Raw genomic sequence first — 15,703 nt, forward strand, 5'->3', positions numbered from 1 at the left:
GTGCCAATGCCGCGGCGGATTTTTTATTAGACAATCGGAGAAGACGCCTTCCTTTTTAAAAGCACCTGTTGTTCATAATTTTTTATGTCATGGAGCCATTCCTCTTTTACCGGCACGCCCATTTGCTCACAGTAGGAATCCCAGACGGCCCCGAAAGGATATGTTTTAAATTCCTCCATCAGCGCCAGCCTTTCTGTAAATCGGCCCTCTTCCTGTAATTGTTTTAAATAGTCGTTCGGGAGAAGCAATGCATACAATAAAGCTTTGATCATATTTCTCGTTCCGATGGTCCAGGCGGCAACACGGTTAATGCTGGCATCGAAAAAGTCCAGACCGATAGCGACCTTCTCGAGAGCCTGATTGCGTACAATTTCAAGCGCGATTTCTCTCAATTCATCATCTAAAATCACAACATGGTCGCTATCCCAGCGAACGGGCCGGGACACGTGCAAGGCGAGTTTGTCTGTATAAAGCAGCATGGACGAAATCTTGTTTGACACCGTTTCAGTCGGGTGATAATGGCCTGTATCCAGCAAACAAAGCTTTTGATTCGTCAAAGCGTAAGCCAAATAAAATTCATGAGAGCCGACAACATATGATTCGGAACCAAGTCCGAACAGCTTGCTTTCGACTGAATCAAGATTGTGTTGTTCACTGATCTCCACTGCGAAGATCCGATCCAGTGATTCTTTTAATCTTATACGCGGTGTCAGCCTGTCACTCGGGATATCCTTATAGCCGTCGGGAATCCAAATATTCGTCAAGCAAGGTGTTCCTAGTTCTTTCCCGAAGTATTCCCCAATACGGCGGCACGCGATGCAATGCCTGATCCAAAATTTCCTGACGTTCGGGTCGGGGTGTGAAAGGGTGAGTCCGTCAGCCGCTTTCTCATGCGAAAACAAGGTCGGATTAAAATCTAAACCGAGACCGAGATCTTTCGCCCATTTCACCCAGTTTTCAAAATGATGCGGCTTCAATTCATCCCGTTCTGCCGCTTCCCCGTTTGTTTCTGCGTATATCGCATGCAGGTTCACGCGGTGCTTTCCCGGAATAAGAGAAAGAGCCTTCTCCAAATCTCTTCTTAATTCTTCAGGGGTTTGCGCTTTTCCGGGATAATTGCCGGTCACGTCAATTCCGCCTGAAAGCTCGCCTTTATTTACTTCAAAGCCTTCAATATCGTCACCCTGCCAGCAGTGGATTGAAATGGGCACTTGCTTTAATTGCCGAAGCGCCTCTTCAACATCAATTCCCCATTTTTCATATGCCTGTTTTGCATTGTTATAATTGGCTTTTATGGTCATGCGGCTCTCTCCCTTTTTCGGTTTTTTAATCCAAATAAAAAACTTCCTTAAGATTTATCGAAACAGGACTGAAATCTGGATTTGTTTTCATGAATGGCGCCATCGATTTCCACCATCTCCGGCAAACTTCTGTATCCGCCATCTTTCTCCACTTTTCTTCATCTTCTATTTCTAAATAAGCAAATAACCGGCCTGTTTCCTCGTCTAAAAAAATGGAATAATGGTGCGCTCCGTGAGCTTTGAGTGCTTCTTCCATTTCTGGCCAAATGTCATCATGCCGCTGTTTGTATTCCTCGTACTTGTCTTGGCGGACAAACATGATACTGGCTTTTCTTTTCAAACCTGATCACCTCTTCACCTTTTAGATAGCGCTTTCAAAACAGTTTGCTGAAATGACTGAATGATCGTGCTTCTGTCAATGTCTTTAGGTGTAAACACTTTGATCGGTAAGGAATCTCTGACAGCTTGCCGAGCTGCTGTTATGTCTTTGACTTCTTTGGCAGCAATCATTTGCATCAGCAGATTTCCGATGGCGGTTGCCTCTATGGGCCCTGCGTATACCGCTTTTCCGCTCATGTTTGCCGTTAATTGATTTAAGAAATCATTCCGGGCTCCGCCGCCGATGATATGGAGCTTCTGAATCGGTTTTTCCGTGATCGTTTCCAGCTCTTTGATGGCTATCGCATAGATGATGGCTAAATTGGTGTAGATGCAGCAGGCAAGTTCACCTGCAGTACGGGGGATCTTTTGGCGGGTTTCTCTGCAATAATGTTGGATTTCCTCTATCATGCTGTCTGGATTCAGGAAACGTTCATCATTTAAGTTGATAAATTGCTGGAATGGTTCTGTTTTTAGGCCTTCCTCTGCAAGCTGCTGAAAAGAGTAATTCGTTTGTAATTGCTGTTTTACTTCTTGTATCACCCACATGCCGATAATGTTTTTAAGAAAGCGAATGGTGCTGTTTGCGCCGCGTTCATTTGTATAGTTGTTTTTCAAAGCCTGTTGAGTTAATATCGGCGTTTTGTTTTCAACCCCGATTAACGACCATGTTCCGCTGCTGATATACGCCCAGCTATCGCTTACGCCTGGCGCCGCGATGACGGCCGAGGCAGTGTCATGCGTTGCGACTGTTATCACCTTGCAAGCCGGCAGGTCATAATCCGGGAACCAATCATTTCTCAGCATCCCGAGCTCACACCCCGGTTCAGTCAGCGGCGCAAATTGATGTTCGTGAACAGACACGGCTTTGAGCAATTCAAGGTCAAGCTTTCCGGTTGAAACATTGAGAAGCTGTGTTGTCGACGCATTTGTGATTTCTGTCACCGCTTTTCCGGTTAGACAATAGCCTAAATAATCGGGAACCAGCATCATTTTGTCTGTCGTTTTCAGCAGCTCGCGGTCTTCTTCATACAATTGATAAATCGTGTTAAAAGGCTGAAATTGTATTCCTGTTTTTCGATAGATTGTGTCTTTTGACAGGGTTTGTTCCAGTTTGCCTATCGTGTGATCTGTTCTTCTATCCCGGTAGGACATCACTTCCCGCAAACGGTTTCCTTTTTCGTCCAGTAAGGCATAATCAACCGCCCATGTGTCAATTCCGACGGTGCATCGTTCATACCCTAGCTCTTTCACCTTTTGAAGCCCTTGCAGGATTTGTTTTAGCAAACGGTCAATATCCCAATAGCAATGTCCGTCTCTTTGAATGAAGCCGTTAGCGAATCTGTGAATCTCTTGTACTTCAAGCTTTCCTTCCTTCAGCTCACCTACCATGACCCTCCCGCTTGACGCGCCTATATCAATGGCAGTATAAATCATTTCTTCACCCTCTCTTCGGAAGGGGAACAGCTGTTACTTTCACCTCTTTGTCTTCAAGCGCTTTTACCGATACCGGATCAAGTCCAGAATCAGTAATAAGGCGGCTGATATCCTGCAGCGAGGCGATATGTGAAAACTCACGGTTCCCCCATTTGCTTGAATCGGCCATCAAAATGGTCTGATCAGACCTTTCGATCATCCGTTTTTTGAGCAGCGCCTGCCACTCGTTTGAGTCACTCATCCCGTTGTTGATATCAAAGCCTTTACAGGACAGAAAGGTTTTATTGACATGATAGGTCTCAAGCGAACGCTCAGCCAACGGTCCGGCAAACGATAATGATTTTTCCAGCAAAATCCCTCCTGTTGAAATGACTGAGATGTTTTCTTTATTGCTGAGTTCAATGGCTGCCTTCATTGAGTTTGTAATGACGGTGAGCTCAATATCCGGGAGTATTTTCGCCATGTACCAGGCGGTAGTGCTTGCATCAAGAATGATTCGGTCTCCGCTGTTTACATATTTGACCGCTTCGTGAGCAATGGCTTTTTTTTCTATGACATTTGTGATTTCCCGTTCAGAAAAATGAACTTCTGATTTCTGCTGTTCAATACTGACCGCTCCTCCGTGGCTCCGGCTCAGTTTATGTTCTCTCTCAAGCTTCTCAAGATCGCGCCGAATGGTTTCTTCTGTGACAGAAAATATGTCACTTAATTCGGATACGCGGATACTTGAACGCATATTCACTATTTCCACTATTTTTTGCTGCCGTTCTGCTACTAGCATTGGTAACGCCCTTCCTCATATCGTAATCCGTCTTATTGTTTTTCTATCATAGCATACTTCTAACGCGTGAACGCAGCAGGGACGCCGCCGTCTACCGTGATCATGCAGCCCGTGGTTTTTCCGGCTTTAGAAGAAGCGAAGAATGCGATGGCTTCAGCAATGTCCTGCGGGTAAATATTGACGAGCAGAGCTGTGCGTTTCCGATAATGTTCCTCAAGCTGCTCTGGTTCAATCCCATACGCCGCGGCCCGTTCCTCCCGCCAGCTTGACCCCCAGATTGCCGATCCTTGAAGAACCGCATCAGGCAAAACGGAGTTGACCCGAATGCCATATTCTCCGCCTTCTGCTGCGATACACCTTGCCAAATGGGTTTCAAGCGCTTTTACCGAGCTATAGGCAGCGGCGTTTTTGCCCGCATAAACAGAATTTTTTGATCCGACAAACACCATGCTTCCGTCTCTGTTTTGCTGTTTCATTTGTTTAAACGCTTCACGTGCCACAAGGAAGTAGCCTGTTCCTAATACATTCATATTAAGATTCCATTCTTTTAAACTTGTTTCGTCAAATGGGCTTGATGTGGCCAGCCCGGCATTATTCACGACGATATCAATTCCGCCGTAAGCAAGAGCCGCTTGTTCAAAGGCTGACTTTACTTCCTCTTCCTTTGTCACGTCCATTTTGACAGCCATTGCCCGCCCTTCTCCGTATGCATCGTTTATTTCCCCGGCAATTTTCTGCGCGCCTTCTATATTAAGATCCGCTGCGATCACGTGCCCTCCTTCAGCTGCAAAGCGGCGGCATGCTGCACTTCCGATTCCGCCGGCTCCTCCTGTGACGAACGCTACTTTACGGGAAAATTCTGCTTCCGGCGGAGCCAGCGTGAGCTTATATAATTCGAGCGGCCAATATTCGACATGATAGGATTCATTTTCATTCAAAGAAACAAAGTGCCCCAGAGCTGTTGACCCTTTCATAACAGCGATAGCCCTTCGGTATAAAGCGCCGCTCACTTTAGACATGGCATCACTTTTCCCCGTACTCACCATTCCGATGCCAGGAATCAATATCACCCGCGGGGCTGATTCGAAGATTTGATCTCCATCCTGCTGATGGCGTGTAAAGTAAGCCTGATAATCTGATGAAAAACGCTCGACTCCTGACTTGATCAGATCCGCCAGCTTATGCACATCTTGAGTTTCCGGATTCCACTCAATGTACAGCGGAACCCGCTTTGTATGAACAAGGTGATCCGGGCATGCCGCACCAATTTGCGAGAGCGATGGCGCTTGAACACTGTTTACAAATTCTAAGACATCGTCATGATCATCATAGGAAAGGATCATTTTCTTCTCTTCACTTACAACGCCTCTGATTACAGGCATGATGCCTGCCAAGATTTGTTTTCTTTGATCTTCCGGCAGCGGCTGATATCTTTTGCCTCCGAATATCTCATGTTGATTGACACGGCCATTAATGTACTGCTTGGCTTCTTGGATGATAGATATCGTTTTTTCATAACATTGTTCAGACGTCTCTCCCCAAGTGACTAAGCCGTGTTTCTCCATTAACACAAGCTCAGCGTCGGGATTGCTCGCTACGCCTTCAGCGATCATTTTAGATAAAGTAAATCCGGGGCGTACGTATGGCACCCATACAAACCGGTTTCCGTATATGTCTTCAGCGATTTGTTTTCCATTATCAGCGCAGCATATGCTGATAATCGCATCGGGATGGGTATGGTCAATATGAGTGTATGGCAGAAAAGCGTGTAACAGCGTTTCAATTGAAGGGCGGGGATGTTTGCTGTCTATCATACAATGAGACAAGTAGTCTACCATTTCTTCATCTGACATTTGATCCCTTTCAATCAGCGGGCGGATGTCATCTAATTTCAAACCGGTAAAGTTATGCGCTTTCATTGTGGCCAAATCCGAGCCGCTTCCTTTCACCCACATCACTTCTGTTTCACGGCCTCTGAAATCCTTTTCCGTTGTTTTCATAGACGTATTTCCGCCGCCCCAGTTGCAGACAGTGCGATCGGATCCGATCAGATTGGACCTGTACACCAATTCTTCTACACCTTTCGGCAGCTGTGCAGCATACTCTGAATCCCATACATGTTTCACCATATTTGATATTCCTCCGTTCCCTTTTATTTGTATCCGTTTTCATTATATATGATCTTTGTTTATTTTTGAATTATATTTGTTTATTTTGTTTTTTAATAAAAAGAGAAAGCAGCTGATGCCGCTTTCTCTTTCCATTATTATCATTCAATTTTAAATTTCTTCGTGATGTCCTGAAGTTCTTCCGCCATGTTTGCCAACGTCTCAGCTGATGAGCTGATTTCTTCCATGGACGCAAGCTGTTCTTCCGCCGAAGCTGCGATGTCTTGAATGCCTGCTGAGCTTTCTTTCGCCACTCCGGAAATGTCTTCAACCGCACTTGACACTTCCTGTGATCCTGCTGACAGCTGTTCAACCGTCGCGTTCAGGTTTTGCAATTCGCCGGAAATTTGGGTTGTCATCTCGTAAATTTGTTTAAAGCTTTCCGCTGTTTGATCAGTAATCTGCAAGCCTTCCTTCACTTCATGATTCACAGATTGGAACATCGACAGCGAAGTGCTGATTTCTCTGACAATCTCTTGAATTAACCCTTCAATTTCCTTGGCGGAGCCTGCTGATTGTACGGCAAGTTTTCTGACCTCTTCCGCAACTACTGAGAAGCCTCTTCCGTATTCACCTGCTCTTGCTGCTTCAATCGCAGCATTTAATGCCAGCAAATTGGTTTGATCAGCAATGCCGTTAATCACATTCAAGATGCTTGTGATGTCTTGCGATTTTGTTTCAAGACCCTTCACAACCGCTTCCGCTTTTTGAACGGATTGGTCGATTGTTTTCATTTGTCCGACTGTATGCTCGACCAGTTTCTCTCCGCTGCCCGCCGCCTCAGAGGACTGTATCGATGACTTCGTAATGGTTGAAGAGGCCTGAGCCACTTTTGAAATCCCGTGGTTCATTTGGGAAAGATGGTCTGAGCTTGTCTCCAGTTTCTCGCTTTGCGCCTCGTTGCCATCTGAGAACTGTTCAATGGCGAGTGTAATATGTTCAGTTGCCTTGCTCGTCTGGGCCGCGCTTGCCGTCAGCTCTTCAGAAGATGATGCCACGTTTTCTACAGACGTTTGAATGACACCAATGACAGAACGCAATGAGGCAGACATTTCGTTAAAGCTTTTGCCAAGCTGCCCAAACTCGTTTTTCGAGTGAATGTCAATGGATTCTGTCAGATCTCCGCTGCTGATTTTCGCAGATGTTGAGACCAGTATTCTTAACGGCTTGGTGATGGCACGGATAATAAAGAGAATAAGTATGCCGCCGATCACAATTGATACGCATAGAATAATAACGGCTGTGTTCAGTACCGGACTTGAAGCATCTTGCAATTCACTGACAAAATAGGTGCCCGCAATTTTCCAGCCTGTCAGCTTATTGGTCGTAAACGCCATTTTCTTTTCTTTGCCTTCAAAAGTATATTGAAATGACCCTTTTTCTTTGGAATACACTTCGTTTGTCCAATCGCCGGATCCATTGGTTCCAGGCTTAATCGTTGGGTGGGCGATATATTTTTTGTTTCCTGTTGTGATAAACGCGAAGCCTTCTTTACCGATTTTGATTCTCTGTGAAGCGGATAGCACTTCATCCAGATTTAAATCAAGCGCTATGACCCCTGAACCATCTTTTGTTTGCTTTGAGATGGTAATAACGGTATCCCCTGTCGCTTTGTCAGTATACGGCTCAGAGAAAACAGCCTGTCCTTTTTTTGCAACGGCTTGTTTGTACCAGTCACGCTCTGTCGGATCAAAGCCCTTTGGCACGCCGCCTTCAGGATATTTGTAAAGCTTTTTATTTTCTGAAGCCGCATAGATGGCACCTACATCGGTATTCAATGTTGTATACTGCTTAAATTTCTCATTCAGTGAGGCTTTATTTTTGTCTTGCAATAAATTTTTATCGATCGTCTCACTGTAATAATCAAGTGCTGTTACCTTATGATTCAATTTGTTTTGCAGCGTGCTGTTGAGTTCTTCAACGTTCCCTATTGCACTATTCGCCAGTTCACTGTCTAGTGCGTTCCATGCTGATTGATAACTGAAATATGCTAATACCCCAACCGGCAAAATAAGCACTGCCAGAAACGCAGCGATAAGCGGTTTGCTGATTGATGGCTGTTTGATCCACTGTGTAAATTTTCCCATTCTTGTTGACTCCTCCTTTAAGCTAAAACTAATATCGTCAAACCAGGATAAAAGGTTTAATAAAAAAACTAAAAAAAACACCCAAGCACAGAGACTTGGGTGTTTTGGCTTATTATTCAATTTTGAATCGACTGGTCATATCGCGAAGCTCTTCCGCCATAGACGAAAGGGTTTCTGCTGACGAGCTGATTTCTTCCATCGAAGCAAGCTGCTCTTCGGCTGACGCCGCGATATCTTGGATATGAGCTGAGCTTTCTTTTGAAATCGATGCAATGTGCTCGGACGCTCCCGAGACTTCCTCGGAGCTGGCAGAAAGCTGCTGCACCGTCGCACTCATGTTTTGCAGTTCGCCGGCGATTTGGTTCGTCATTTCAGAAATGCGAGTAAAGCTCATTTCTGTTTTATCTGTAATATCCAGACCTGTCTGCACCTCTTGATTGACAGACTGGAACATGCCGAGAGATGTATTGATTTCCTTCACAATTTCGATGATTAATCCTTCAATCTCTTTTGCTGAATCTGCTGATTGAACTGCCAGTTTTCTCACTTCTTCCGCTACAACGGAGAAGCCGCGGCCGTATTCCCCTGCGCGCGCTGCTTCAATCGCTGCGTTTAATGCCAGCAGGTTCGTCTGGTCAGCGATGCCGTTAATCACACGCAAAATATTGGTGATATCTTTCGATTTCGTTTCCAATCCGCGTACGACTTGTTCGGCTTCTTTAACGGACTTATCAATGACGTTCATTTGGCCGACAGTTTGATGAACAAGCTTGCCGCCTTCGCTTGCGATTTCTGTCGATTGAACAGATGAATCTGTGATGACTTCAGAAGCTTGGGCCATATTTATCAAACCGTCATTCATTTGATAAATGTGCTCTGCTGCCGTTTCAATGTTTTCGTTTTGTTTTTCATTGCCGTTAGAAAATTGTTCAATTGCCAATGTAATATGCTCTGTTGCTTTGCTCGTTTGTCCAGCTGATGCAGTCAGCTCCTCAGAGGAAGCGGCAACGTTATCTACTGAATCTTGGATGGCGTGTATGAGAGAACGCAGTGACGACGCCATATTATTAAAGCTTTTGCCGAGTTCGCCCAATTCATCTTTTGAACGGATATCAATGGTTTCCGTCAAATCTCCCTCGCTGATCCGCTTAGAGGAGCCCACAAGCTGTTTCAGCGGCGTTGTAATCGACCGAATGACAAATGTCATGACGATAATCCCTATGATAATAGCTGCAGCCAAGACAATTAAAGCAAGGTGAAGGACCGGCTGGGCTGCCTCATGAATTTCATCCAAATACATGGTGCCCCCGATTTTCCATCCCGTTAACTTATTCGTATCAAAGGCCATTTTTTTCTTATCGCCGTCCATGGTGTATTGAAAATCGCCTTTATCGGCATTCAGCATCTTCTCAAGATAGTCGCCTTTCAATTCAGTTCCCGCGGTTTTATTGGGATGGGCGACAACTGTTTTGTCCTTTGACATAATAAATGCGTAGCCATGTTTGCCGATGTTGACTTTTTCGGTTGTTTTCAGCAGATTTTCAATCGTCATGTTGATTGCGATAACGCCTGAACCATCTTTTGTCTGCTGGGCGATTGTCACAACCATTGTGTTCGTAGAGGCTGTTTTATAAGGATCCGTCACAACAACTTTTCCTTTATTCGCAACCGCTTTTTTGTACCAGTCACGTTCAACCGGATTATAATCGCTCGGCATCTGCAGATCCGGATAACGGGTAAAGTGACCGTCTTTATCACTCGTATAAATAGATTCTATATCTTTATTGATTTTGATATACTGTGAGAATTTCTCTTTAATGTTTGCATTGCTTTTTGCATCGTATTTTTGTTTTGTCAGCCATTCGCTGAAGTAAGCGGCGCTGTCTTCTTTTTCTCCGATACTGGTATTGATAATTTCGTTTAACTGCTGTACATTTTCTAATGCGCTCCCCATCATCTGTCTGTCGAGTGAGCTGCTTGCCGTTTGATACGCAATCGCCGCCAATATGACAACCGGTATAATGAGGATCGACAGAAAGGAAACGAGAAGCTTCCGTGTAATTGATCTTTGTTTTATGAGTTGGAGTATTTTTTTCATCATTCATTTCTCCTTTTTTATGCTACCCTTCATATCGGCAGGAATGGGTAAATATATACAGTAAAAAAGAAGAAATTTAACAAAAGTAACTAATCACCCATCATCATATAGTTATTTAGACCTGTTTTTCATCCACCTTAAATCGTTTTGTCAGGTCACGAAGTTCTTCAGACATTCTTTCAAGCGTCTGTGCTGATGAACTGATCTCCTCCATGGATGCCAGCTGTTCCTCGGCTGAAGCGGCGATATCCTGAATGCCGTCTGAGCTTTCTTTAGAAATTGCTGTGATATCATTTGAAGCAGCGGAAATTTCTTGAGCTCCCGCTGACAGCTCCTCAACCGTCGCATTCATGTTTTGCAGAGTTGAAGCAATTTCTTTGGTCATGTGCGAAATATCTTTGAAGCTTTGTTGTGTTTCATCCGTGATGACAAGCCCTGTTTCAACTTCTTTATTTACAGACTGGAGTACGTCCAATGATGTATGAATTTCTTTCACAATATCGATGATCAGTGTTTCAATTTCTTTTGCCGAGTCAGCTGACTGTACCGCTAGTTTCCTCACTTCTTCAGCCGACGACCGAGAAGCCTCGTCCGTATTCCCCGGCTCTTGCGGCTTCAATGGCGGCATTTAAAGCCAAAAGGTTGGTTTGATCCGCAATGCCGTTAATGACACGTAAAATATTCGTGATATCCTTCGATTTGATTTCTAGCCCTTTCACCACTAGTTCCGCTTCTTTCACAGAGTGATCAATCGTATTCATTTGGCCGGCCGTTTTCCGGACGAGTGTCTCACCCTTGTTTGATAGTTCTGTCGAGTCTGCGGATGTTTCTGTAATCACCACGGCAGCCTGCGCCAGTTCAGCTAATCCATCGTTCATTTCGTTAATTTGTTTGGTTGTCGTCTCAATTTTACCGCTTTGGCTCTCACTGCCGTTTGAAAATTGCTCAATGGCCATGGTAATATTCTCAGTTGCCTTGCTTGTCTGGTCGGCGGATGCAGTCAGTTCCTCTGATGATGAAGCAACATGATCTACCGAGTCTTTGATTCCTTGAATGAGAGAGCGGAGCGACTGTGCCATATGATTGAAGCTCTGGCTCAGAACGCCAAGTTCATCTTTTGATTTGATTTCTATTGTTTCGGTTAGATCGCCTTCACTTATTTTCTCAGCTGATGCGACAATGTGTCTCAAAGGCTTTGTGATGGACCGAATCACAAAGTAAATCGCCGTCATTCCGGCTGCGATGGCAATCGCCAGTACGATTGAAGCCATGATCAGAACTTTGCTTGCAGCATCGTGGATCTCGTCCGCATACATCGTGCCGCTGATTTTCCAGCCTGTTGTTTCGCTTGTGGCAAACACCATTTTCTTCTCTTTGCCATTGTACGTATACTCAAAGTCGCCGCTTTTATTCGTGTAGAGTTTATCAACCCAGTCCCCTTTTAACTCTGTTCCCGCTTTTTCTCCGGAGTAGGCGATGACTTTTTTGTTTTGGCTTAAGATAAAAGCATAGCCTTCTTTTCCGATATTGATTTCTTTCGCTGTTGTGACCAGGTCATCAATTTTCATATCAATGGCGACAACGCCTGATCCATCCTCCGTCTGGCGGGCGATGGTGACGACCATTTTTCCTGTGGAAATCGATTCATAAGGTTCAGTGACGATTGTTTTGCCTTTATTGGCTATCGCTTCTTTGTACCAGTCTCGTTCCAAAGCACGAAAGTCACTCGGCATGTCTGCGTATGGATAACGTGTGAAATCCCCGTCTTTGCTGCTGGAAAACACCGCAGCGACATTGTCATTCATTTGGATAAATTGTTTAAATTCCTTTTTTAGCTCTGTTTTCTTTTTATCTTTAAATTTATCTGCTGTCGCCCAATCGCTGAAAAACGCGAGGCTTTTTTCAGTCGTGCTGATTTTATCATCAATGATATGATCTAATATTTGAACGTTTTCCTTTGCGCTTTGCGTCATCTGGATATCAAGAGAGGCAACTGCTGATTGATAAGCGCTTACCGAAAGGGCGGTAATAGGAACAATTAAGATCAGCAGGAAAGAAATAATAAGTCTCCTGGCAATTGATGACCTGCGAATCGTAGTGAGTGTTTTTTTCATTTCTTTTCGAACCCTCTTTCAATAATTTACAAATTATATCGGATAAAATTCCTTTATATTACATTGAAAATGAAGGAAAAAGTGAAAAATAGTTCTAAATTCACTGTGTTCACTAGTACTTTTTTATTATTTACCGCACGAAAAAACAGCGCCTGAATAAGCGCTGTTTTTCTTCTTTTATTCGATTTTGAATTGCTTTGTCAGATCACGAAGCTCTTCTGCCATCTGCGCTAGAGTGGTCGCTGATGAACTGATTTCTTCCATAGAAGCAAGCTGCTCCTCAGCTGAGGCGGCAATGTCTTGGATGCTTGCCGAGCTTTCTTTCGACACATCGGCAATGTCGCTGACGGCAGTTGAAACATGCTTTGAACGGTCCGACAGCTGTTCGACGGTGGAATTCATCGTCTGCAATTTACCCGCGATTTCGTTTGTCATGCTGAAAATGCTCTGAAAGCTTTCTTTTGTATTGTCTGTGACAACAAGTCCGGACTGCACTTCCTGTTTGACCTCTTTAAACATGTGAAGGGAGGTTTCGATTTCTGCTACGATTTCTTGGATCAGCTTTTCGATTTCTTTTGCTGAATCGGCTGATTGAACAGCCAGTTTGCGCACTTCCTCCGCTACGACAGAGAAGCCGCGTCCTGATTCCCCGGCACGCGCCGCTTCAATGGCTGCGTTTAATGCCAGCAAGTTTGTTTGGTCAGCGATGCCGTTGATGACTCTCAAAATACTTGTGATGTCTTTTGATTTTCCTTCTAAGCCTTTGACCACAGCTTCAGCCTGCTGAACCGATTGATTAATCGAGTTCATTTGTCCGACTGTCTGCTGGACAAACTTTTCACCTGTTCCGGCGATTTCCGTTGATTGGATAGACGCCTTTGTAATGTCTGATGATGTTTCTGAGACATGCTGAAGGTCTCCATTCATTAAGTTCAGCTGATGAGAGCTGGATTCAACCTTTTCGCTTTGCTCCTCGTTTCCGTTTGAGAACTGCTCAATCGCCATTGTGATATGCTCGGTGGCTTTGCTCGTCTGTCCGGCAGATGCGGTAAGCTGTTCGGACGATGCGGCCACATTGTTCACCGAGTCTTGAATCGCGCTGATCAGTGAGCGAAGAGATTGTCCCATTTCATTGAAACTTTCTCCAAGCTCTCCAAGCTCATCCTTCGAACGGATGTCGATCGTTTCTGTCAGATCCCCGCTGCTGATCGTTTTCGATGATTGGACGAGACGTTTTAACGGTTTTGTAATCGATCGAACGATAAACAGAATTAAAAACCCGCCTATCACAATGGAAGCAATCAGCACGATCATGCCTGTGATCAGCACAGATTTAGAGGCATCCTTGATTTCATCCATATACATTGTGCCGGCTATTTTCCATCCAGTCAGTTCATTTGTTGTATATGACATCTTTTTATCTTCGTTATTCAGAGTGTACTTGAAATCACCGCTGTTATCGGCGTACATTTTGGCAACCCAATCGCCTGAGAGCTTTTCCCCCGCCTTATGGTTCTGATGAGCGACGTAGGTTTTGTTTTTCGTCGCAATGAACACATAGCCTTCTTCGCCGACCTTGATTTGTTTCATCTGTTCTAACAATTTGTCAATGGTGATATCCATGGCGACAACGCCGGATCCATCCTTCAACTCCTGGGCAATGGTAATAACCATGCTTCCGTCACTCGCTGCCACGTAAGGATCTGTCACAACAATTTCACCGCCGGCCTTCATCGCATCTTGGTACCAAGGGCGTTGTCTCGGATCGTATCCTTCCGGCAATTTTTCATTGGGCGCTTGGATGTAGGTGCCGTTTTCCGCGCCTCCATAAATTCTGGCTACCCCTTCATTGATAGAGATATATTGTGAAAACTTCGCTTTGAGCTCTTCTTGATTAGTCTTTCCTTTAAATGCGGAGCTTTTAAGAGATTCACTAAAAAAAGTGACTCCTTTCGCTTTTGCTCCCAGGTCATTTGTAACAGTGGTATTAAATGTATCGACACTGTTTTTCGCATTTCCCATAATTTCCTGATCAAGCTTGCCGCTGGCGCTTCGGTAAGAACTGAATTCCAATATTAGAATAGGGATAATAAGAATCGCAATAAATGACACGATTAATTTTCTTGAGATAGACGGTTTTTTCAGCCAATTGATAAAAGTCTTCATGTCCAGTTTCTCCTTCGGGTTTGATACAGTATATATCGGCTGCTTAAAAAAGTTTTAAAATAAAAATGGAAGAAGTTCTTTTTCAGCTGTCTTCTGTTTTTCGCTTTCATTGCCCAAGCCCTTTGCATATCTTATAAAAAACAAGGGGGGCTAAAGATGATTATTGTATCCGGACAATTGCTCCGTCCCCAAGATATTGAAAACTGGCAGATTGATGAGCATTTGAATCCGCTGTTAAAAGAGATGATTGAGACGCCTGTCCAGTTTGATTATCATTCAATTGCCGAACTGATGTTTGAGCTGAACCTGCGGATGAATATCGTTGCAGCGGCAAAAACGCTGCACAAAAGCGGAGCGAAGTTCGCCACTTTTTTAAAAACATACGGAAATACAGCGTATTGGAGGGTTTCACCGGAAGGCGCCTTGGAGCTGAAATACAGAATGGCGCCTTCAAAAGCGATTCGGGACATTGCTGAAAACGGCCCGTTTTACGCGTTTGAATGCGCAACCGCAATTGTTGTTATTTATTATTTGGCTTTGATCGATACAATCGGAGAGGAAAAATTTGATGCCAGCTTTGACAGAATTATTTTATACGACTGGCATTATGAGAAATTGCCGATATACACAGAAACAGGCCATCACTATTTCCTTGGAGATTGTCTGTATTTTAAAAACCCTGAATTTGATCCGCAAAAAGCGCAATGGAGAGGCGAAAATGTGATTTTACTGGAAGAAGATAAATTTTTTGCCCATGGCCTTGGAATCTTAAGCGGACAGCAAATTATCGACAAGCTGAATTCTTTTCGAAAAAAAGGAGCCGTACAGTCAGCTTATCTTCTGTCTCAGGCGACGAGACTGGATGTTCCGTCTCTTTACCGCATCGTACGCTAAAAAGCCCCATCGCCTATTTCCAGGACGATGGGGTTTCAAACTCTTTTCGTTTTCGATAAAAAGGGGCTGTGCCTAAATACTGGTTCGCAGCCCACTCCATTTTTTCAAGGTCGTTTCTTGTCACGATTGGATCTAGACTGCTCCATTTGATAAAGCGGACAAAATAGTAGCCTTTGATAGGGGCCATTGTAACTTTTGAGTGAGGCCAGTCTTCAAATACAAACTCAATTTTCCCTCTTTTTTTATAAGAATATTGAAGAATGTTCATCATCTGTCACC

Annotated in this window: 10 protein-coding genes and 1 pseudogene; 1 reads left to right on the plus strand and 10 read right to left on the minus strand. The window is 44.3% G+C overall.

The features are described 5' to 3' along the window. Positions 1 to 26: 26 nt before the first annotated feature. The 9 genes and pseudogenes from rhaA to mcpB all read right to left on the minus strand — a co-directional run bounded on the left by rhaA (position 27) and on the right by mcpB (position 14,530). Positions 27 to 1,301: an L-rhamnose isomerase gene (gene rhaA / locus ABZM97_RS16125; protein WP_367386980.1), complete on the minus strand. Its 1,275-nt coding sequence runs from the start codon at positions 1,299 to 1,301 to the stop codon at positions 27 to 29. A 25-nt stretch (positions 1,302 to 1,326) separates the two neighbouring features. Continuing rightward, positions 1,327 to 1,641 (minus strand): L-rhamnose mutarotase, encoded by a 315-nt coding sequence (gene rhaM / locus ABZM97_RS16130; protein ID WP_367386981.1) that lies wholly within the window; start codon positions 1,639 to 1,641, stop codon positions 1,327 to 1,329. A 14-nt stretch (positions 1,642 to 1,655) separates the two neighbouring features. After that, positions 1,656 to 3,116 (minus strand): rhamnulokinase, encoded by a 1,461-nt coding sequence (gene rhaB, locus ABZM97_RS16135; protein ID WP_202328161.1) that lies wholly within the window; start codon positions 3,114 to 3,116, stop codon positions 1,656 to 1,658. A gap of 4 nt (positions 3,117 to 3,120) precedes the next feature. Further along, positions 3,121 to 3,897 (minus strand): rhamnose catabolism operon transcriptional regulator RhaR, encoded by a 777-nt coding sequence (rhaR, locus tag ABZM97_RS16140; RefSeq protein WP_367386982.1) that lies wholly within the window; start codon positions 3,895 to 3,897, stop codon positions 3,121 to 3,123. A 59-nt stretch (positions 3,898 to 3,956) separates the two neighbouring features. Further along, positions 3,957 to 6,026 carry a bifunctional aldolase/short-chain dehydrogenase gene (locus tag ABZM97_RS16145; protein WP_333516471.1) on the minus strand — a complete coding sequence of 690 codons (2,070 nt, stop codon included), beginning with the start codon at positions 6,024 to 6,026 and terminating at the stop codon, positions 3,957 to 3,959. Positions 6,027 to 6,166: 140 nt separating this feature from the next. Next, a complete protein-coding gene (locus ABZM97_RS16150) occupies positions 6,167 to 8,152 on the minus strand; it encodes a methyl-accepting chemotaxis protein (protein ID WP_333516470.1) in 1,986 nt (661 codons plus the stop codon). A 112-nt stretch (positions 8,153 to 8,264) separates the two neighbouring features. Beyond that, the gene (gene mcpA, locus ABZM97_RS16155) at positions 8,265 to 10,250 is read right to left on the minus strand and encodes a methyl-accepting chemotaxis protein (protein ID WP_087993367.1); all 1,986 of its coding nucleotides are present in this window, start codon (positions 10,248 to 10,250) and stop codon (positions 8,265 to 8,267) included. A gap of 115 nt (positions 10,251 to 10,365) precedes the next feature. Further along, positions 10,366 to 12,364: pseudogene (locus ABZM97_RS16160) on the minus strand (methyl-accepting chemotaxis protein). Between the two features lie 177 nt (positions 12,365 to 12,541). Next, entirely contained in the window at positions 12,542 to 14,530 is a 1,989-nt protein-coding gene (gene mcpB / locus ABZM97_RS16165; protein WP_367386983.1) for a methyl-accepting chemotaxis protein McpB, read from the minus strand. A 156-nt stretch (positions 14,531 to 14,686) separates the two neighbouring features. On the opposite strand from mcpB, the gene ABZM97_RS16170 reads away from it, so the two are divergent. Then, a complete protein-coding gene (locus tag ABZM97_RS16170; protein ID WP_087993370.1) occupies positions 14,687 to 15,424 on the plus strand; it encodes a protein-glutamine gamma-glutamyltransferase in 738 nt (245 codons plus the stop codon). 13 nt (positions 15,425 to 15,437) lie between these two features. Here ABZM97_RS16170 and ABZM97_RS16175 read toward each other — a convergent pair whose 3' ends face one another. Next, complete coding sequence (locus ABZM97_RS16175) at positions 15,438 to 15,692, minus strand: hypothetical protein (RefSeq protein ID WP_253269167.1); 255 nt, start codon at positions 15,690 to 15,692, stop codon at positions 15,438 to 15,440. Positions 15,693 to 15,703 lie beyond the last annotated feature (11 nt).

The organism is Bacillus vallismortis (assembly GCF_040784915.1).
Classification (GTDB): Bacteria; Bacillota; Bacilli; order Bacillales; family Bacillaceae; genus Bacillus; species Bacillus subtilis_G.

What these genes read in the sequence shown, in the direction of transcription:
- ABZM97_RS16175 (WP_253269167.1), bottom strand. Translation starts at nt 15,692, where the DNA reads ATGAACATTCTTCAATATTCTTATAAAAAAAGAGGGAAAATTGAGTTT.
- rhaA (WP_367386980.1), bottom strand. Translation starts at nt 1,301, where the DNA reads ATGACCATAAAAGCCAATTATAACAATGCAAAACAGGCATATGAAAAA.
- ABZM97_RS16170 (WP_087993370.1), top strand. Translation starts at nt 14,687, where the DNA reads ATGATTATTGTATCCGGACAATTGCTCCGTCCCCAAGATATTGAAAAC.
- rhaR (WP_367386982.1), bottom strand. Translation starts at nt 3,897, where the DNA reads ATGCTAGTAGCAGAACGGCAGCAAAAAATAGTGGAAATAGTGAATATG.
- mcpB (WP_367386983.1), bottom strand. Translation starts at nt 14,530, where the DNA reads ATGAAGACTTTTATCAATTGGCTGAAAAAACCGTCTATCTCAAGAAAA.
- mcpA (WP_087993367.1), bottom strand. Translation starts at nt 10,250, where the DNA reads ATGAAAAAAATACTCCAACTCATAAAACAAAGATCAATTACACGGAAG.
- ABZM97_RS16145 (WP_333516471.1), bottom strand. Translation starts at nt 6,026, where the DNA reads ATGGTGAAACATGTATGGGATTCAGAGTATGCTGCACAGCTGCCGAAA.
- ABZM97_RS16150 (WP_333516470.1), bottom strand. Translation starts at nt 8,152, where the DNA reads ATGGGAAAATTTACACAGTGGATCAAACAGCCATCAATCAGCAAACCG.
- rhaB (WP_202328161.1), bottom strand. Translation starts at nt 3,116, where the DNA reads ATGATTTATACTGCCATTGATATAGGCGCGTCAAGCGGGAGGGTCATG.